Source organism: Methylobacterium nodulans ORS 2060 (genome assembly GCF_000022085.1).
In the GTDB taxonomy this organism is placed as follows: Bacteria; Pseudomonadota; Alphaproteobacteria; order Rhizobiales; family Beijerinckiaceae; genus Methylobacterium; species Methylobacterium nodulans.
In genome coordinates this window covers 5,464,751-5,484,262 of the sequence record NC_011894.1, presented here as the reverse complement: position 1 = coordinate 5,484,262, position 19,512 = coordinate 5,464,751, and the positions used below count along the sequence as shown (strand labels likewise).

At 65.2% G+C, this 19,512-nt stretch carries 15 protein-coding genes and 1 pseudogene; 8 read left to right on the top strand and 8 right to left on the bottom strand.

What is annotated here, in order from left to right; all coding sequences use genetic code 11:
• Positions 1-4: 4 nt before the first annotated feature.
• From MNOD_RS47115 to MNOD_RS25505, 6 genes are all read left to right on the top strand, one after another.
• A complete protein-coding gene (locus MNOD_RS47115; protein ID WP_157091549.1) occupies positions 5-1,363 on the top strand; it encodes an AlbA family DNA-binding domain-containing protein in 1,359 nt (452 codons plus the stop codon).
• 798 nt (positions 1,364-2,161) lie between these two features.
• Positions 2,162-2,719 (top strand): recombinase family protein, encoded by a 558-nt coding sequence (locus MNOD_RS25535; RefSeq protein ID WP_015931851.1) that lies wholly within the window; start codon positions 2,162-2,164, stop codon positions 2,717-2,719.
• 363 nt (positions 2,720-3,082) lie between these two features.
• Entirely contained in the window at positions 3,083-4,537 is a 1,455-nt protein-coding gene (locus MNOD_RS47110) for a hypothetical protein (RefSeq protein ID WP_015931850.1), read from the top strand.
• A complete protein-coding gene (locus MNOD_RS25520) occupies positions 4,534-5,121 on the top strand; it encodes a hypothetical protein (protein ID WP_157091547.1) in 588 nt (195 codons plus the stop codon). Before MNOD_RS47110 ends, MNOD_RS25520 begins: the two co-directional genes overlap by 4 nt.
• Complete coding sequence (locus tag MNOD_RS25515; protein WP_015931848.1) at positions 5,121-6,392, top strand: DnaB-like helicase C-terminal domain-containing protein; 1,272 nt, start codon at positions 5,121-5,123, stop codon at positions 6,390-6,392. The genes MNOD_RS25520 and MNOD_RS25515 overlap by 1 nt, the downstream gene beginning before the upstream one ends.
• A 409-nt stretch (positions 6,393-6,801) precedes the next feature.
• On the top strand, positions 6,802-7,026 hold the full coding sequence (locus MNOD_RS25505) for a ribbon-helix-helix domain-containing protein (protein WP_015931846.1): 225 nt from the start codon (positions 6,802-6,804) through the stop codon (positions 7,024-7,026).
• Positions 7,027-7,311: 285 nt separating this feature from the next.
• Here the strand turns inward: MNOD_RS25505 and MNOD_RS43940 are convergent, their stop codons facing one another.
• Together MNOD_RS43940 and MNOD_RS25500 are read right to left on the bottom strand one after the other, a co-directional pair.
• Positions 7,312-7,797: a YegP family protein gene (locus MNOD_RS43940; RefSeq protein ID WP_198157537.1), complete on the bottom strand. Its 486-nt coding sequence runs from the start codon at positions 7,795-7,797 to the stop codon at positions 7,312-7,314.
• 191 nt (positions 7,798-7,988) lie between these two features.
• A complete protein-coding gene (locus MNOD_RS25500) occupies positions 7,989-9,785 on the bottom strand; it encodes a M64 family metallopeptidase (protein ID WP_015931843.1) in 1,797 nt (598 codons plus the stop codon).
• A 485-nt stretch (positions 9,786-10,270) separates the two neighbouring features.
• Between MNOD_RS25500 and MNOD_RS50730 the strand changes: the two genes are divergently transcribed.
• Positions 10,271-10,507, top strand: a complete 237-nt coding sequence (locus MNOD_RS50730) for a hypothetical protein (RefSeq protein ID WP_083786550.1) — start codon at positions 10,271-10,273, stop codon at positions 10,505-10,507.
• A 566-nt stretch (positions 10,508-11,073) separates the two neighbouring features.
• Here MNOD_RS50730 and MNOD_RS25495 read toward each other — a convergent pair.
• The 6 genes and pseudogenes from MNOD_RS25495 to MNOD_RS25470 all read right to left on the bottom strand — a co-directional run bounded on the left by MNOD_RS25495 (position 11,074) and on the right by MNOD_RS25470 (position 16,553).
• Positions 11,074-12,198 carry an FAD-dependent oxidoreductase gene (locus tag MNOD_RS25495; RefSeq protein ID WP_083786548.1) on the bottom strand — a complete coding sequence of 375 codons (1,125 nt, stop codon included), beginning with the start codon at positions 12,196-12,198 and terminating at the stop codon, positions 11,074-11,076.
• Between the two features lie 289 nt (positions 12,199-12,487).
• Positions 12,488-13,468 carry a zinc-dependent alcohol dehydrogenase family protein gene (locus tag MNOD_RS25490; RefSeq protein WP_015931841.1) on the bottom strand — a complete coding sequence of 327 codons (981 nt, stop codon included), beginning with the start codon at positions 13,466-13,468 and terminating at the stop codon, positions 12,488-12,490.
• A gap of 467 nt (positions 13,469-13,935) precedes the next feature.
• The gene (locus tag MNOD_RS25485) at positions 13,936-14,628 is read right to left on the bottom strand and encodes a cyclic nucleotide-binding domain-containing protein (protein WP_015931840.1); all 693 of its coding nucleotides are present in this window, start codon (positions 14,626-14,628) and stop codon (positions 13,936-13,938) included.
• A gap of 233 nt (positions 14,629-14,861) precedes the next feature.
• Positions 14,862-15,053, bottom strand: a pseudogene (locus tag MNOD_RS50725) (P-type ATPase actuator domain-containing protein); the annotation flags it as partial.
• A gap of 123 nt (positions 15,054-15,176) precedes the next feature.
• On the bottom strand, positions 15,177-15,515 hold the full coding sequence (locus MNOD_RS25475; RefSeq protein WP_015931837.1) for a phasin family protein: 339 nt from the start codon (positions 15,513-15,515) through the stop codon (positions 15,177-15,179).
• 264 nt (positions 15,516-15,779) lie between these two features.
• Positions 15,780-16,553 carry an MOSC domain-containing protein gene (locus MNOD_RS25470; RefSeq protein ID WP_043749391.1) on the bottom strand — a complete coding sequence of 258 codons (774 nt, stop codon included), beginning with the start codon at positions 16,551-16,553 and terminating at the stop codon, positions 15,780-15,782.
• 241 nt (positions 16,554-16,794) lie between these two features.
• Here MNOD_RS25470 and clpB point away from each other — a divergent pair, with 241 nt between their 5' ends.
• Positions 16,795-19,431, top strand: a complete 2,637-nt coding sequence (gene clpB, locus MNOD_RS25465) for an ATP-dependent chaperone ClpB (protein WP_015931835.1) — start codon at positions 16,795-16,797, stop codon at positions 19,429-19,431.
• The last annotated feature ends 81 nt before the right edge of the window (positions 19,432-19,512 follow it).

Sequence of the window (19,512 nt, the reverse complement as noted above, 5' to 3'; positions counted from 1 at the left end):
AAGCTTGAACGTCGAACTGAAACGGTGGATCGATCCGACTGATCCGAAAGGAATTGCCAAGATTGCCTTGGCCGCGATTGCTCTGCGTAACCGCAACGGAGGTTATCTGGTCATTGGCTTCGACAACGATACCTTATCTCCCGACCCGAATAACAAACCGGCCAACGTGCGAGCCGCATTCCATGTCGATATTATTCAGGGGATAATATCAAAATACGTTTCCAACCCTTTTGAAATTCAGATTGGCTTTGCCGAACGTGGCGGCCAAGAGTTTCCAATTATTGCCGTGCCGGAGGGCACAACTGTTCCGGTTGCCGCAAAAGGCGATCTGCCCGACCCAACAAATAAGCATAAGTTTCTAATTCGTGCGGATACGGTGTATTTCCGCACCCTTAACTCGAACGGAAGGCCCAGCACGTCCGCTGCAAAAGCTTCGGACTGGCGGGATATCGTTGAAATATGCTTCGAGAACCGCGAGGCGGATATTGGCCGGTTTCTGCGCCGTCACCTTGGCGGCGAGAACCTGTTGCGCTTCATCACCAACGCCCAAGAGAAATTGGCGGCCCTGAAACCAGTGCCGACCGCCACCGAGCATGCCCGTATGGTGTTGGAGGCAGGTAAGAAATTCCGTGATGAAGCCATTGCTGATCGCCAGCTTTCCGCGCGCGATCAAGAGTTGCTAAAGTGCGGAACGTGGAGTGCCGCCCTTGCAATTGATCCGCCGTTGCCTGCTACGGACTCCAACCATGAGTTTCTAAATACTATCTTCGGTTCAAACCCTCAATATACAGGCTGGCCGGTATGGCTAGACTCACGACCATTCGCAGATGAACGGCACAGGCCCTATAAAAAGCAGAAAGCGTGGGAAGCTCTCATATTGAGCACTCAGGCTGGCTTAATGAGTAGCCATGTCGATTTCCTGCGTATGGACGCCAAGGGTGAATTCTATCTGTGGCGGGTCTTACAGGATGATATGACGGACAAGGTGGAACCAAAGACACAGCTCGATCCGGCGCTGATGGTCTATCGCGTGGCCGAGGTGATCGCGGTTGGCATCAGCTTCGCGCGCGCCCTTGGCTGTGATGAGACATCAACGCTTGGGTTCTGCTTTGAATGGGACAACCTCAAAGGCCGCACTCTGTCGTCATGGGCTAATCCTGAATTGTATTTCTCCAAGCGAGGGAAAATTCAAGATAACACGGTTTCTACATGCATAGAGGTGCCGCTTACAACGCCCCTACCGTCAATCGTTCCATACGTCAGCCAAGCTGTCGCGGACCTGTTTTCAGCGTTTGATGGCTTTGTCTATTCGGAGCGTGGCATTGAGCAGCGTGTTGAAAAGCTTCTAAGCCGCCAATGGTAATGCTATCTGCTGAGGGCGCACGAACTGGAAGTGCGGCCTAGTCAGGATTTGGGTTTTCTTGCCGTCGTATGGTGCGACGAGGCCGTGACGCCCCTCGGTATGTCATGAGGGGTCGGGTTTTGACTTCCGGGACGCCGCGCATGGCTGCGTCGCAGAGGGTAGGTTGTGCGACGGGACAGTGCGACGGGCGGGCAGAGCAGACCCCAGACGCTTACGGGTCGAGGTAACATTGCATCGGCATCGGTCGGGCGTGGCGGACGGATCGGAATGGCAGGATCAGGATGACAACGAGACGGGACACAGAAGGCCGCATCTAATCAGATCAATGACTTGGGTCGGAGATCGGTCAAATTTGAAGGATCGAAGTACGGCAGCGCGGGCAAACCTTAACCGTTTCTTAAGGCGTTGGCACGTTGCTTCCTCTTTCAACTTGCTCCTTCAAGGAGTCGTTTCTCCCTAGTGGCAGAGCGCCCGGCAAGGTCCTAACCCTCGCTGGGCGTTTTGTTGCGCGCCCGCAACTTCTATCAACGACATCGCGGGCAGGCGGGCGCGCTGTTGCCCTGCGGCACCGATTTCTTTCGACTCACATCGGGGCGCCGCCGGCGGGCCGGGTTCTTGCTCTCCATCACCGCCCCGGCCCGCTGCCAGACGCACGCTCCTCCTCCATCACAAAAGGGTACACCGCTGCGCGACAGGCGCGTGGTACAGCTTCGCAACGTAACATAACGGTTGTCTAGGGCTTTTGATACGTTACAAGGAAAAGGTCTAGAGCGTTTTGTGACATTGGAGTCCTAAATCATGGCCGTGTACGGGTACGCGCGGGTGAGCAGCACGGATCAGGACGTGGCCCTCCAAGAAGCCGCGCTGCGGTCCGCCGGCTGCGAGATTATCCGGGCCGAGAAGAAGTCTGGGACCAGCACCGAGGGCCGCACCGAGCTTCAGACGTTGATGGATTTCGCCCGGAACGGCGACACGATCGTGGTCACGCGGATCGACCGCCTCGCCCGCTCCATCGCGGACCTCGCCGCGATCGTCCGGACCCTGGAGCAGAAGGGTGTGGCGCTGCGGGCGACAGAGCAGCCAATAGACACCAGCACCGCGGCTGGCCGCTGCTTCCTGCAGATGCTGGGCGTCTTCGCCGAGTTCGAGACCAACCTCCGGCGCGAGCGCCAGCTCGAAGGCATCGCCAAGGCGAAGGCTGCCGGCGTCTACGAGGGGAAGGGCCGGCCGGCGACGATCCCAGCCGACAAGGTGCGGGAGCTGGCAGCGGCCGGCATGGGCCCGTCCGCCATCGCGCGTCAGATGAGGATCAGCCGGATGTCGGTGCATCGCGCCCTCAAGGCGGACGCTCCCTGATCCTCGGTGCAACAAGTTTCACGGGCTTGGCGCACCAACCTCTGATGGTGTCGGCCTGCTGATCGAGGATCAGGCCGCCCGACATGCCTTTTCGATAGCAGCCTCACCCCACCAGACAGCGCCACGCTCGGCCAGGGTGCGGGCGTCTCGACCATTGCCAAGGTCACGGGCCTGTCCCGGCAGACCGTTTAGGGCCGCCAGATGCCTAGAGATTAGTGCAACAAGTTGCACGGCTGCTTCCTTCCCAGCACCATATCCAAGATGCTTCGGCGCTTCGTCAAGTATATGGCGATTGACAGACAGATTATCATGTGACATAGCTCCCGAAAGCGGGGGCCGAAATCTCATGCTGGGGGCAATTTTATGGAGACGGCACATGGTGCCTCGCCAAATGATGGCGTGCGGCTACACGAGTTCACCCGTTCGGAAAAGAACGAGATCCAGGCTCGGCTCTTCACAGAGTGGGCGGCACATCTGTCGACCGCGGAGACGACACTGATCGGGTGGCTCCTGGCCAACACGGTCGCCCGCGGTCACCGCTCTGGCACCTACTCGCTCAACCAGCTCATCAACGGCGTTCCGAAGCGCGACGGCTCGGGTATGTGGACGGCCGGCACCGGCATGTCCCTCAACACCATCCGCCGCGCGATCGAGGCCGCCCGGAGTCGTGGGTTGATCCACACGAGCCAGTGTGAGCGCGGCACCATCTTCACCGTGGTGCTGACCTGGAACCCCAAGACCGGCAAGGCCGAGGAGAGCAACGTCGTGGCCCTCAACCTCCCGCGCGCCCGCCGGGCGAACCTTACCGTCGTCCCGAATGAGCAGACGGCACCGGACGCCGATGCAGGTGAGTGGGGGGTGCCCAATTCTGATAAGGGGGGGTGCCTAAATCTGATAGAGGGGGGTATCCGTTTTGGGCACCCATCTATAGAGAAACCTACAAACCAAGAAACCATATCCAGGGAAGATCCTGCGCCGCCCTGCGGGCCGCGCAGCCTTTTGCCGGAAGTTCGTAAACGAACCAGACCCGTTCCGGCGCAAACCCCCAGCGTGTCTGTTCCGGAAACCGTTCAGCCCTCCCCCCGTTGCGCGGCCCCCCCTCCCACGGCGCAGGCGGCGATTGACCGTGCCGCCGAGGCCCGCAAGGCCCGGCTCGCCGCGGCCCGGAAGCGGGTCGACACCCACGCATGGCGCACCACATGGGAGGCCGCCTACAGCGAGTGCTACCCGGCACGCACCATCGCGATGTGGACCGACCGCGAGACCGGGATCCTGAAGAAGGCCGTGAACCGGCACTGGCCGGCCAACCGGCTGTCCGAGGTGCACAATTTCCTCGACTGGGTCGTCCGGAACTGGGACCCGATCCGCAAGGCCAAGCTCGGGTGGATGGAGAAGGATCCGCCGCCGAGCCAGCCGCAGATCGGCTTCGTCGCCCGGCTGTTCCCGAAGTTCCACGAGGCGTACAGCGATCAGGCCGAGCTGAAATGGCGCGGCACCCTGCCCGGCACCAAGCAGAAGGTGATCGCCCTGATGCGTGACAAGGGCCTCACCGAGGAGGTGGCGTTCCGGCAGGTGCTCGCCCGTCAGGAGGCCGAGCGCAACGAGGAGCGGATGCGCAAGCTCGCCGCCCAGGCGAAGCGGGATCGCGAGGTGGCGATGCTCGCCGCCGCCACCGCGCGGCGTGAAACACGTTTCACGAAGGAGAACCCCCATCCCCGCGCCCACGAGAACAAGCCGAAGCCGGTCGAGATGGTGCCCGGCGAGCCCGATTGGGAGAACGGCTTCAAGCTGCCTGAGTTCGATGAGAGCAAGTGGTGAGACCGATGCGTGACGAGCTGCCCCCTGACCACCCCGACCATGGTCTGTCGCCGGAGAACCGCCGGGCGATGGATCGTGAGCTGGCCGAGGCCATGACACGTGCGGGCATCGGCAAGCGGTATCACACCCGCAAGCTCGAAGAATTCGGAGATGCCGGCAAGTCGTTCAAGGAAAGGATGCGGACGGATCTGTTCCGGGTTCTGGACGACGGCGGAAACCTGATTGTCAAGGGCAAGAAGTCCTACGAGTTCTGCATGGTCATGGCCCGCGCCTTTACGATCGTGCGCCGGATGCCCATGGTGCTGCCCCTGGTCAAGGTCGGAACGATCTTCGAGGAACGCCGGTACGACGTCGCCGACACCATGGAAGAGGCGAAGGTGTTGATCGTCACCGGGTTCTGCGACGAGGGCGAGCGTCCCTTCGCCGGGTGGCTCGGCCACAAGGTCGAGGCCCTGCTCACCGCCCGCCTCGATGCCCAGCGGCCGACCGTGCTCCAGGTCGAACCGCCCGGTACCCTGCATTGGTGGTCCGGCTCCTTCCGGGACCGCTTCGAGATCACGGCCGAGACGATCGAGGTGAAGTGATGAGCCAGGGACTTCAGCTTCTCTCGGCTGTGCTGGCGGCCAACTCTCGGGCGGCAATGCGAATGCTGGATCCGGGGCTCTTCACCCCGGAGGAGCTGCCCGCCCGCAACTTCATCGTCAACCACTACCGGGCCTATGGGCAGCGCCCGACCCCGGAGGTGTGCCGGGAGAACGGGCACCGTCTCGTGCCGGCGACCGAGCCCGTCGACTACTACCTGACCAGGGTCAAGAACCGGGCCATCGGGCGGGCATGGCAGGCGGCGCACCCCTCCTTCGCCCAGGCCATGGCCCAGGCCAATGTCGAGCAGGGCGTCCAAGTCCTGACGCAGATGGTCCGGGAGGCCAACCGCTTCAACACGACCTCGGCCGTCATCAGCCTCGCCGACGCCGCCCAGATGGTGCGCGAGGACTACGATGTGGCGCGCGACCTGGACGGCCTGCGCGGCATCACCTTTGGCTGGGAACCTCTGGACCAGATCACGCTGGGCCAAGCCGATGGCGACGTGACCGTGTTCGTGGCCCGGCCCGGCATCGGCAAGTCGTGGACGATGCTCTACTGCGCGCTGGCGGCGTGGCGGGCCGGACACTCCGTCCTGTTCGTGTCGATGGAGATGACAGTCCTTCAGACGGCCCGGCGCTACATCGCCATGCTGTCGGGCCTCAACCCGAAGTCGATCCGTGAAGGGCGCATGTCCACCTGGGCCCAGGATCTTCTCTACGACACGATCAACAGCACCGAGAACGGCGCCCCCTTCCACTTCCTCGCGGGTGATCTGGAGCGGAGCGTGGCTGACGTCGACAACCTCGCGATGGAGTTCACGCCTGACATCATCTTCGTGGACGCGGCCTACCTGCTCGACCCCGAGAACCGGGGCGGCAAGTTCGCGAAGTACGCCAAGCACGAGACGTTGCAGGATGTCTTCAAGGGGCTGAAGCAGCTCGCGACCCGTCGCAACGTCCCGGTCACCGTTTCGGTCCAGTTCAACCGGACCAAGGACGAGCAGGGCAAGAAGGGTCTCGACCAGATCGGCGGCTCGGACTGGATCGGTCAGATAGCCTCCAACGTCCTCTCGATTGATCTGGGCGAGGAGCCCAATCAACGCACGACCCGGCGCTACAAGCTGCACAAGGCGCGCGACGCCGACGACGGTTTCGAGTTCGAGACCAACTTCGCCTTCTCTCCCTTCGACATGGAGTTCCGCAGGGAGATCATCGACGACGAGACTGCGGCCACCGCCGAGATGGTCGATCTGCAAGAGCACATGCTATGAACGCGCATCCGACCGACCTCTTCCAGGCGGAGGACGACGTCCCCGCGTGGGAGCCGATCCTTCGTGTAGCCAGGGGCGCCACGACGGCGCCCATCGTCGTCATCTGCGACGCTCCCGCCCCAGAGGCGGAGCAGGACGGCCTGCCGATGACCTTGGGGCTATCTCAAGTTCGTATCGAGCGGGCGCGAGCCTTCGGGTTCAAACTGCCTGAGATCATGAGGGCAAGTGTAGCCACACAGATCTCTACAAGGCGCGCTATGTCCGGAGTTCTCATGTGGGCAACTCATGTGGGATACGAAGATTGAGTGGCGCCTTCAGTTTTGCCTTAGTATGAGATCGCAGTGGATTGGACGCGGCTACTTCTATGGTTTATATATCAGTCTGACTTCGGTGAGGGTGGGGGCCTGTCATGGCAAGCCGCATTCTGGCCATTTCGCTGCCAGAGGAAATGTACCGGGAAGTTGACCGCGCTATCGCGAGCTATAACGCTGCGACCTACACAGCGACAACGAGGAGCGGCTACATCCGCCTCGCCATTGCCGATCGCATCCGCCGCGATGCCGATCGTGTGAAGAGGTACAAAGAGGCTAATCTGGCCACCCAGTTCCAGGCGGATGCGGCAGATCCCACTTGATGTGATGCTTAAGGCTTGGTCAGCCTCGATCGCTACGACAACGATGCAACAAGTTGCACATCATCGGATGAAGCGGTCCCCAAGACAGGTCAGGCCAAGCCACATCCCGGTGGCAAATAGCGGCCAGAGCAGCAGGAACCAGAACTGGAACCAAGTCATTGCCGCGCTCCTGCATGTCCGATGCTACCTGCTAATGCAACAAGTTGCACGGTTCAGGCCGGAACTGCCTGCGTCTCCCTCATTCGCGCACCAACGAAACCGCCGTCTGCGAGTGACTTCTCACGCTTAGTTGATATCGAGTGATCGAATGGGCGATTGCAAGCCAGACGAGCGGATCCAGCGTAAATCGAACTCGCACGCCGCGCGGTCACGGTAGCCTTGGCCGCTGTCGGCGACAATCTGTCCGTCCGGGCGTCGCAATCGCCAGCGATATTGGCCTGCGCGATCAACGTAGATCTCAAATCCGCCTGTCGTCACGGCAGCGATCCCGACCAGTGTTGCAACAGCATCCCAGTCTGGGTGCATAGCAAGATCGGGTGCTCCAACAGAGGCGACAAGCCGGAACCCCCGAACCTTCACATCGAAAAGCTCCACTAATGCCTTATAATCGGTTGGTCGGTTGCGAACTTTGCCGAGATCGGCGATGCGAACGCTGATGTCATTAATCACGGGGCCGGTAGATAATGGCACATCAATGACCACGCTGCCACGGGCTTGGGTGAGATAATGGTGGCCATGTTCTTTGGGTCGAGCGATGCCGCGCATGATCATCGGATCTCCAAGCGACTGGAGGAGGACTGTCTCTCCGTTAACGTCGATGCGGGCGATGTAAGGGCCTGAGAGTGCCGGGCGTTGAACTGCTGGGCCGTCGACAAGCCAAATGGAAGCGACCCGCGCCGATTTTGCCCCAACGTCGAGGTTAATCCGGAGGCGCCGGTCACCACGCCACGCCGCTCGAGGGATCATTTAAAGGCTCCCAGATCGTCTGCTATTTTGCGGGCACAGACTGGACACCAAGGCGGAGTGTTTTGGTTCATTCGGCACTGAAGCACAGGCCGAAAAAGCCCTTTGCTGAACCGGCCACCGGCACCTTCGAACGCTCCCACGCTTGTTCGTGGGTCCCACCCGGCAGGGAGAGCCGCAGGATCGGTCGGGAGCGGCGCGCCCGCAGTGACCAAAGCCGACCATTTCAAATTTGCCCAATTTGCTGGACGCTCCGACGTATTCGCAGAGGCGCTCGTCCCAGAGAAAGTGCGTGTGTCATTCACATACTCGTCATTCAACTCGAAAAGATTGTGACCGAGCTCATGCGCGATGACGTCGCTTTCTTCCAATCTGTTGAAGAAGGCGACACCTGGGCCGACTGAGCTGAGGCCACCATTCTTTGTCGAGTTGACGACGACGATGATGTGGTCAGCGTCCGGCGCAAACCTTCGTCGGAGCTTCTCAATACGCGTTCTCGTGAACGCCGGAATATCGAACCAATTGTGGCTCCACTCACCATTAGCGATAACTCCAAGCCGCGAGGACCGTAACTGCTCTGAAAGGATGCTGTCATCTGATGGGTCTTCGGTACCCTTCTTGTCGTACTGTCGTTCGGTGACCAAGCTCTCTGTGGAGACTACGTCGATGCGGATTATTCGGAAATCGGCTTGGTGGCCGCTGAGTTGGTCGAGGCCCAGTGCACCCAAGACGTCGTTCTGTACGACACCGTGGTAGGTGTTGAGGTCGGCCTCGGCAAACCCGTCGCCCATTATGGCAATTGTCAACTTCGGGTCAGAGCCAGGAATGCCTAGCACATGCCGGGCATCGTCGTGCCGCGCTGTACCATGGTCGACCCACGCCCAGGCCGCTCCGGTCCAAAATCGCTCGAAGAGGTGATCGTTCGCGGTGCTTACGAACAGCTTGGAGTTCATCATCGCGGCGCCTGGCGCCGTGACCACCCTTGTGCCTGGCGGCAAGCCATGGTCGACCCACACCCAGGCCGCTCCGGTCCAAAATCGCTCGAAGAGGTGACCGTTCGCGGTGCCCACGAACAGCTTGGAGTTCATCATCGCGGCGCCTGGCGCCGTGACCACCCTTGTGCCTGGCGGCAAGCCATGGTCGACCCACACCCAGGCCGCTCCGGTCCAAAATCGCTCGAAGAGGTGACCGTTCGCGGTGCCCACGAACAGCTTGGAGTTCATCATCGCGGCGCCTGGCGCCGTGACCACCCTTGTGCCTGGCGGCAAGCCATGGTCGACCCACACCCAGGCCGCTCCGGTCCAAAATCGCTCGAAGAGGTGACCGTTCGCGGTGCCCACGAACAGCTTGGAGTTCATCATCGCGGCACCTGGCGCCGTGACCACCCTTGTGCCTGGCGGCAAGCCATGGTCGACCCACACCCAGGCCGCTCCGGTCCAAAATCGCTCGAAGAGGTGACCGTTCGCGGTGCCCACGAACAGCTTGGAGTTCATCATCGCGGCGCCTGGCGCCGTGACCACCCTTGTGCCTGGCGGCAAGCCATGGTCGACCCACACCCAGGCCGCTCCGGTCCAAAATCGCTCGAAGAGGTGACCGTTCGCGGTGCCCACGAACAGCTTGGAGTTCATCATCGCGGCACCTGGCCCTCCCACCAGCGTTACGCCAGGGCGCCCATGGTTCACCCAGATCCACTCTTCGCCGTCCCACCAGCGCTCATACAGGTCAGGGAACGGACCGTGAAAGCGGTTTACGAATAGCTTAACGTCTAGCATCGCCTCCCCGGGTGCGCTCAGCATGGCGACAGCCTCCGCCTCAGACTAGGCGCTCCGCACAGAGGACATTTCACAAGGTGAAGGGTGCTAACATCGACCAAACTTCGGCAGCAACGCAAGCTGCTAGCAGGCAGCCCCGTCCTCAGCGTAGAGCCGCGACGACGCCTCCGCGCAAATTGCGCACGGAGCGCTCCTTTAGTAGCTTCGACGAGTGTCATCCTGCCCCCGTTCAATGTCAAGGAGACGGCAGAAGCACATCTCCTGTTAGAGCGACTTTGTCGCAGGGATCACTTGGCTTGATCTTGTCTACAAGATCTTCAGAGATAATTTGGCGACTGAACGTGAATAGTGCGCGTCCAGTGAGAGTCACCTTGCGGAGGCTGGCGGAGGAGTGAGCATGTGACTTAGGGTCGGCCTTGAGGCCAGCTCTAAGGTCAGGATACCGCATGAGGCTTGAGGTCTTGGGCGGGTAGCGGCGCCGGCGCTGGAGCGACGAGGAGAAGCAACGGATGATCCAGCAGAGCCTTGATCCCGCCGTCACGGTCAGCGGGATCGCCCGTAGCCTCCTCGTGTCCTGGCGACGCCAGCTCCGGAGGCGGACCAGCCGCCCCAACGAGGTGCGCCTCCTTCCGGTGGCGATCAGCGTGAACGCTCTCACCCCAGACCAGTCTCAGGCGGGGGGCCTCATCCCGCATCGGCGATGCGGGCGGCCTGATCGAGATCGAGCTCGGGCGAGGAGCCGTTAAGCAGGGTTCGGATGCTCAAGCGACATCGCCGCGCTACCTCGCACCAACTCACTGCTGTGTCAGACCACTGCCCGTCGATGTCGCCGCACCAGCAGCGCCGCCATGGCGTTTGCGCTGTAGCACAAACCTGTTACACAGTGAGTGGTCGCTGGCGCGCTAAGTATCTGTTTTCTATCAGATTTTTACCGACAAGTTACTTTCCTGCCGGGCCCACCAAACCCTACGGATCGACGGGTTGGTGGCCGCATGTGCGGCAATGCCGCATCGATGAGAGCATGCGTCTCCATTGCGCCCGACCCGCTCGCCTGCAGCAATCAGGACGTGGCGACCGGGGGTGATCGCAGCGCCCGCTTCCGCAGGGTGCGGCGGCAGCGCGCTCGAAGCCGGCCGTCGCCATCCAGGGTGCGGGGCCGAGGTTTCGGTCGATCTGTGCCACGCTCGGCCACTGATGGTTCAAAACGGGCCTCCGTGCTGTCCGTGCAGTTCACCCTGCAAGCCACGCACCCGGCGGGAATTGTCGATGGACGAATTTCACGTTCGCCTTGCTGTCGGATTGAGCCGAAAGGTTAATCGGCAGACGAAGCTCGGTCCTGCGCGGCCTTGTCGAACCACTCTTCATGCGGAGGCCTGCCTTGCCGGCCGCTACCCCGCACCCCGTAGAGCCAGTGGAGGAGGTGACGCCCCACCCGGTTGTGCAGGCGCCGTATTCTCCAGGCCGCCCCATCCTCGGTGGCGATCGCCCGGGCGTAGAGGCTGGCGCGGAGGCTGTCGGCATCCGAGGCGACCTTGACGGGATCCGCGTAGAAGGCCGCGACGTCCTCGCGGGTGATCCGCGGGCCGGCGAGCCAGCGCGGGGCATATGCGGCGCACAGGCGGTCGACGTCGGTGAGCACCCTGCCGATGCCGGTCCCCGGGATCGGGCAGGTCGTCAGGCAGGCGTCGCCGACGAGCACGAGGCCATCGCGGGCCGGGTTCTCGGCGCGCACCAGGTCCATGGGGCGGATCTCCACCGGCCCCGCGATCGACAGGTCCCCGCAGAGGCGGCGGAGATGCGGCATCAGGGTGGCGAGCTGCGTCTCGGGATCGGCGCGGAACGCCCGCGTCCAGGCCTCGCCCGGCTCGCGGTAGACGAAGAGGTTCCCCCGCATCACCGGACCGATCGGGAACAGGGTCAGGTAGGCGACGCGCTCGCCGAAGCCTTCGGTGTAGTAGGTGAGGGCCTCGAAGGGATAAGCGGAGCAGGGCGCGCGGAGGTCGAAGCCGATCGAGAGCGAGTGGCGCTCGCTGATCAGGGTGCGCCCGATGCCGGCCTTGCGGCGCACCAGATCGCCGAGTCCGGTCGACACCACGACGAGGCGTGCCGCGATGACGCGTCCGTCCGTGAGGGTGACGCGCGAGCGTTCCGCATCGGGACGGATCTCCGCGACGCGCCCGATCGTGAGCGCGAGGCCCTCGGGCAGATCGGCGCGCAGCCGGTTGATCAGGTTGGTGTAGGTGAAGCCGTATTCGCGCCGCCGCTCCCGCTCGACGATCCTGCCGAAGCGCACGACGTCGATCGCGTCGACCGGGGTCGCCACCGCCCGCGCGCTGGCGCCAGCTCCGAGCCGATCGAACAAATCCATCTGCGGCACGCCGAGCTTCTCGGCGCGGAACTCGTGCGGATGGACGGCCTGGGTGTCGAGCAGGATCACATCCCACCCGGCGCGGTGGAGGCACCGCGGTCGCCTCGCGCTCATTCGTTTGGCTCTATCAGTCAGAGTATAAATAAAGTGATAATCGGCGCTTCCATCGGGTAGAGTGAATAAAATACAAGACATAAAACTGTACTTGTAAGTGCATTTCCTCCACAGAGTCCGATGGAAAAATATAATTATAAAATATATCAGTTGTATGAGCTTTGGAGCCGGGCCGTGTTGCGCCGGGCAACCGAGGCTGCTTGTGGCTGCACAGCGGAGACCCAGGACGAATCGGTGATGGAGCCTACGGAACGAGGACGGCCGCCCCATGCAGGCCGGCGCGGTGCGCCGCGACCGCCGCATTGGCGTCGCGCAGCGGAAAGGTGCGGGTCCGCGTCACGATCCCGGCCCGGGGAGCCACCGCGAAGAAGCTGCTGGCATCCTCCCGCGTGAGGTTGGCGACCGAGACGATCCGCCGTTCGCCCCACAGCAGCGTGTAGGGAAAAGCGGGGATGTCGCTCATGTGGATCCCGCCACAGACCACGCTGCCGCCCTTGCGGATTGCGCGCAGGGCCGCGGGCACGAGGCGGCCATCCGGCGCGAAGATCAGCGCGGCATCCAGCGGGGCGGGGGGCAGCGCATCGGCATCCCCGGCCCATGCGGCGCCAAGCGAGCGGGCGAAGTCCTGACCCGCCCGGTCGCCCGGCCGCGTGAAGGCATAGACCCGGCGGCCCTGCCAGCGACAGACCTGGGCGACGATATGGGCCGCGGCGCCGAAGCCGTAGAGGCCGACCGCCTCCGCCTCGCCCGCCATGCGCAGGGTTCGCCAGCCGATCAGCCCCGCGCACAGGAGCGGCGCCGTCGCGACCGGATCCGCGGCGCGGTCGAGCGCGATCGTGAAGGCGGCCTCGGCCACGACGTGGCTGGCAAAACCCCCGTCCCGGCTGTAGCCGGTGAAGCCCGGCGCATCGCAGAGATTCTCGCGGCCCGCGGCGCAGTGGGGGCAGCGGCCGCAGGTATGGCCGAGCCACGGCACGCCGACCCGCTCCCCGATGGCGGGCGCCGTGACCCCGGGCCCCAACGCCTCGACGAGGCCCACGATCTCGTGGCCGAGGACGAGCGGGAGCCGCGGATCCGGCAGCTCGCCGTCAATGATGTGGAGATCCGTGCGGCAGACCGCGCAGGCCTCGACCCGGATGCGGACCTCGCCGGGGCCCGGAACCGGATCGGGACGGGTCTCGTGAACGAGCGGGCCGCCGACCCTGGGCAGGACCATCGCGTGCATCGCTTCACCCCTTCGCGGTCATCCGACCCCGCAGGCGGCACCGGCCCACCGGAGCGGGGCGCCTCAGCCCGGTCCGGTGCGGATCCGAGCGCCCATGGTCCGCGTCCGGAGCCGGGATGCCAGGGATGATGCCAAGTCGGCCGACGATGCGCGACCCCCCGCCGAGCAGAGCGGATGCCGTCATACGGCTTCCGGTTGATCCGTTCGGAAACGAGAGGGCGCGGGATCCCTCTCCCGTGCGGGAGAGGGGTAGGGGTGCGGGCTCAGGTGGTTCAGCAAGTATCCTGAACCGGCCCGCTGCCAGCACTGCCGTTTCAGCCATACTGCGGAAGGGTCCGGGACCCTCACGCGCGATCTTCGATCGCCTGCCCCTCTCCCGCTCGGGAGAGGGGTTCCCCTCGCGTACTGGTCTCGGAAGGAAGAGACCGGAAACTGTATCATGCCCGCCATCGCCGCAGGCGCATCCCTCAGGCGTCGATCAGCCGGCGCATGCGGGTGCGGCGGAGCGTGACCTGACGGGCGCCCGCGCGCAGCAGCGCGCCCTCGCCCTCGAGCTGCGAGATCGTGCGCGACACGGTCTCCAGGGTGAGGCCGAGATAGTCGGCGATGTCGCGCCGCGTCATGGGCAGATCGAAGCTGCCGGCATCCCCCAGCCGCTCGCCCACCGCCATCAGGAAGGCGGCGACGCGCTCAAGGGCCGAGCCGCGCCCGAGCATCAGCATGTGATCCTGGGCGTGCCGCAGGGTGCGGGCCGTCAGATCCCAGAGCTGGCAGGCGACCTCGGCCTTCTGCGTCGCGGCGCGCTCGATCTGCCGCCGCTTGAAGGTGAGAACCTTGGTGTCGCTCACAGCCTCGGCGGTGTGGCGGTGGATCTCGCCCGGATCGAAGCCGAACAGGTCGCCGGGCAGGTGGAAGCCGGTGATCTGCCGGCGGCCATCGCTCAGGATCTTGTAGGTGCGCACCGCGCCGCTGACCACCTTGTAGACGAACTCGGCCTCCTCGCCTTCGCCGAAGATCTCCTCGTCGCGGGCGAAGACGGAGGGCGAACCGATGAGGTCGGGGCAATTCGCGAACAGGCCGCCCGCGTGGAGGCCGGCAGCCGGTGAGGGAATGCCCAGGTGAGCCGGCCGGGTGCTCTGCCGTGCGGTGTCGGGGGCCATCGGATCCGTCCTCGTCCTGATTGATGAGGCGAGAGTGGCCGAGCCGCGAAGAGGATGAAATTCCGGGCGGACTCTAAGAGAGCCGCCTGAGGGATTCTGCGTAGGTGGCGGGGCCGCCGCACCACGTCGAGGCCGTTCAGGCCCGGCATGATGTCGTCGAGGACGACGAAACCGGGCACGGCGGCATCCGCCGCCTTGTCGACCGGCAGGGATTCCCCCGTAAGAGCGGATTCGTCCGCCTGGAGCTCCGCGGCGGAGAGGAGCCGCAGGTCGGCCGAAACGCGGTCGCCGGCCTCCAGGAGCACCACGTCGCCCGGCACCAGCCCGGCTCTGTCGAACCCGGCGGGCTGCGCGGGGCGGTCGGGTGATGACCCGCGCCGGAGCGGCGCATGGGGCAGGGTGAAGCGGGGCGCATCGGCAGTCATGCGGCCGAGGATGAGGCGAACCATCCGCTCCGCCATGATCCGCATCAAAGGCCGTCCATCGCCCGGCCGGACGCCGTCCTCTCGTGATGCGCCGGCACTCTCGCGCCGGACCGGTCTCGCGGGTCAGGTCGCCTTCGGCGCCTGCGGCGGAGAGGCGGCGTCCGCGACGCTCTGCGAGAGCCGGCCGGACTCCTGCTGGTAGTCCGACATGGCGTGCGACACGAACGTCACCTGGAGCTTGAAGGCGTCCGCAGGCGTGCCGCAGCGGGCGAGCGCCTGCAGATGCTCCGCCTGGGCGTGCAGGCGGCGGCCGGCGAAATCCAGGATCTCCGCGGTGAGCCGCAACGGCAGATCGACGCCGAATGATCGCCACATCCTGGGGTCGGGCACGGCGCCCCCGACCGCGGCGGTGATGCTCTGCCTGTGAAGGGTCTTCTCTGCACTCCTCGTCTCTGCCGTCATGGGTGCCTCCTCCGGAAAGGTCGGTGATGATGAGCGACCCGGATTCGGGAGCCTGCGTCCATCGATCGGAGAGTGCCAGTACAATCGACGCATGACCTGGATCGGAGGACCGTTCACGGCGCCGTGCGCGGCGGGTGCTCCTCTCGCACTGAGGCGCTCGCAGCCGGCTGGCGGTTCATGAGCTGCACCTCGCCCCGATCCGAGGGGCTCGGCGGAGGATGCCGACGGCCTCGAACCCGCTTCGTCGGACGGTGCTCCGACCGGTCAGGCCGCCACCGCGAGGGTGTCGCCGCACCGGATCGGCCCGCCCGCAACGACCTCCGCGTAGACGCCGCAATCGACGTGGCCGAGATGCTGCATCAGGGCGCGCGGGATCGCGAGGTCGCGCTCCCCCGTGGCCGGATCGACGTTGGTGGCAGCACAGCGCTCGATCCGCTTGGTCACCCGCAGGCGCAGGCCGGTTTCCGCCACGAGCTCCGTCCCGACGAGATCGAGCTCGCCGAAGGGAGGCAGGCCCGTGACCTGGAGATTGCCGCGGAAGCGCAGCGGATCGACGGCTGCGCCGACCATGTCCTCGATAGCCGCGACGCTGGCGAGGTTGATGAGCGAGACGAAGCCGCGGCGGGAATCGGTGAAGCGGAAGCCCTCGGGGGCCGCAAGCATCTTCGGCGGGCCGCGCAGCGCATCGGGCATGAAGCGGCGGAAGAAGGCCTCGACCGCGAGCCGCCCCTCCCTCGTCCCGAGATCGGCCCGCAGCACCTCGCGGCCGCCCTCCCGGATCGTCAGCGTGCCCGTCGCGTCGTCGTAGCGGGTCGCCAGCCGGGCGAGCTGCTCGTTGCGCATCAGCATCAGGAACTTGATCTTGGGCTGATGGGCTGGTGCGGCCGGATCGAAGCCGCTCGGGCCGTTCTCGACGGCGAAGAGGCGGTCCCCCGGGAAATACGATCCCGCTGCGAGGTCCGCCGCCTCCAGCGGCTCGGGCGAGAGCCCCTTGACCGGGTAGCGGTGGAGGGCGGCGATGCGGAGCATGGCGGTCATGCCTGACCGCTACGCCTCCGGCGCCTGCGGGACAAGCGAAGCGCTCCCCCGCGCCCCGCGCATGACGGATCCGGCCGCCTGCCCGGCTCCGGCCCTTGTGTCACCGATTTACAACACCACATGGAGCCCACCGGCGGCTCAGCCTGAGAGCCGGAGCCCTGCGCCTGATGGGCGGGGGCAGCTGTCGGTCCGTCCGCGCCCCGCAGGGGGCGGGCGGTCGCGATCAGAGGAGGGGAGACGAATGAACTTCGAAAAATACACCGAGCGCGCCCGCGGCTTCGTGCAGGCCGCCCAGGCCCTGGCGCTCCGCGAAGGCCACCCGCAGCTCGCGCCGGGTCACGTCCTGAAGGTCCTGCTCGACGATCCGGAGGGCCTCTGCGCCGGCCTGATCGACCGCGCCGGCGGCCAGTCCCGCGTCGCGCTCGCCCAGATCGAGGCGTGGCTCGCCAAGCAGCCGAAGGTCTCCGGCGCTGCCGCGCAGCCGCAGGCGACGCGCGACCTCATGCGCCTGTTCGACACGGCCGAGAAGGCCGCCGAGAAGGCGGGTGATTCCTACGTCACCGTCGAGCGCCTGCTGCTCGCACTCGCCGTCGAGAAGGACAGCGAGGCCGGCAAGGCCCTCTCCGCCGCGGGCGTGACCGCCGCCTCTCTCAACGCCGCCATCAACGCCCTGCGCAAGGGGCGCACCGCCGACAACGCCACCGCCGAGAACGCCTACGACGCGCTCAAGAAATACGCCCGCGACCTCACTGAGGACGCCCGCGAGGGCAGGCTCGACCCGGTCATCGGCCGCGACGAGGAGATCCGCCGCACCATCCAGGTCCTGTCCCGGCGCACCAAGAACAACCCGGTGCTGATCGGCGAGCCCGGCGTCGGCAAGACCGCCATCGTCGAGGGGCTGGCGCTGCGCATCGTCAACGGCGACGTGCCCGAATCCTTGCGCGACAAGCGGCTGCTCGCCCTCGACATGGGCGCGCTGATCGCGGGTGCGAAGTACCGCGGCGAGTTCGAGGAGCGCCTGAAGGGCGTGCTCTCCGAGGTCACGGCGGCCGAGGGCGGCATCATCCTGTTCATCGACGAGATGCACACGCTGGTCGGCGCCGGCAAGGCGGACGGGGCGATGGACGCCTCGAACCTGCTCAAGCCTGCCCTTGCCCGCGGCGAGCTGCATTGCGTGGGCGCGACGACCCTCGACGAGTACCGCAAGCATGTGGAGAAGGATGCGGCGCTCGCCCGGCGCTTCCAGCCGGTCTTCGTGTCCGAGCCGAGTGTGGAGGACACGGTCTCAATCCTGCGCGGCATCAAGGAGAAGTACGAGCAGCACCACGGCGTGCGCATCCAGGATGCGGCGCTGGTGGCGGCCGCGACCCTGTCGAACCGCTACATCACCGACCGCTTCCTGCCCGACAAGGCGATCGACCTCGTCGACGAGGCGGCCTCGCGCCTGCGCATGCAGGTCGATTCCAAGCCCGAGGAACTCGACAACATCGACCGCGAGATCGTGCGGCTGAAGATCGAGGCCGAGGCGCTCAAGAAGGAGACCGACGCGGCCTCGCGCGACCGGCTGACCCGCCTGGAGAAGGAGCTCGGTGACCTGGAGGAGCAGTCGTCGGCGATCACGGCGCGCTGGAAGGCCGAGAAGGACAAGCTCGGCCGCGCCGCGGAGCTGAAGAAGAAGCTCGACGAGGCGCGCACTGAACTCGCCTCCGCGCAGCGGCAGGGCCAGTACCAGCGGGCGGGCGAGCTCGCCTACGGCATCATCCCGGGGCTGGAGCGGGAGCTCGCCGAGATCGAGGCGCGCAGCGCCGACGGCACGCGCGGCAACGGCTCGGGCCTGATGGAAGAGGCGGTGACGCCCAACCACGTGGCGAGCGTCGTCTCGCGCTGGACGGGTGTGCCTGTCGACAAGATGCTGGAGGGCGAGCGCGAGAAGCTGCTCGCGATGGAGGAGGCCCTGAGCAAACGGGTCGTCGGCCAGCGTGAGGCGGTGGAGGCGGTCGCGACCGCGGTGCGCCGGGCGCGCGCCGGCCTGCAGGATCCGAACCGGCCGATCGGCTCGTTCATGTTCCTGGGGCCGACCGGCGTCGGCAAGACCGAGCTGACGAAGGCTCTCGCGAACTTCCTGTTCGACGACGAGACCGCGATGGTGCGCCTCGACATGTCCGAGTACATGGAGAAGCACTCCGTCGCCCGGCTCATCGGCGCGCCGCCCGGCTATGTCGGCTACGAGGAGGGCGGGGCCCTCACCGAAGCCGTGCGGCGCCGGCCCTACCAGGTTGTCCTGTTCGACGAGATCGAGAAGGCGCATCCGGACGTGTTCAACGTCCTGCTGCAGGTTCTGGACGACGGGCGGCTCACGGACGGCCAGGGGCGGACGGTGGATTTCCGCAATACGCTCCTTGTGATGACCTCGAATCTCGGCGCCGAGTACCTGGTGACCCAACCGGAAGGCCAGGACACCGATGCGGTCCGCGACGAGGTGATGGCGGTGGTGCGCGGGCATTTCCGTCCCGAGTTCCTGAACCGCGTCGACGAGATCATCCTGTTCCACCGCCTCAAGCGGGCGGAGATGGGGGCGATCGTCGATATCCAGCTCGGCCGGCTGCAGAAGCTGCTCGACGAGCGCAAGATCACGCTCGAGGTCGAGCCGGATGCCCGCGCCTGGCTCGCCGAGCGCGGCTACGACCCGGCCTACGGGGCGCGTCCGCTGAAGCGGGTCATCCAGAAGGCGGTGCAGGATCCGCTGGCCGAGCAGCTGCTCGCGGGCGCGATCCACGACGGCGAGACCGTGCCGGTGCGCCACGGACCGGAGGGCCTGATCATCGGCGACGTCGCGGTGACGGCCGAACGCCGCCCGGCGAATGTCAGGCTGAACTGATCCGGGCCCGTGATGATGCAAGGGCCGGCGCCTCGGGGCGCCGGCCCTTCGTCGTTGGGGGCTCAACCGACGCTGCCTGTC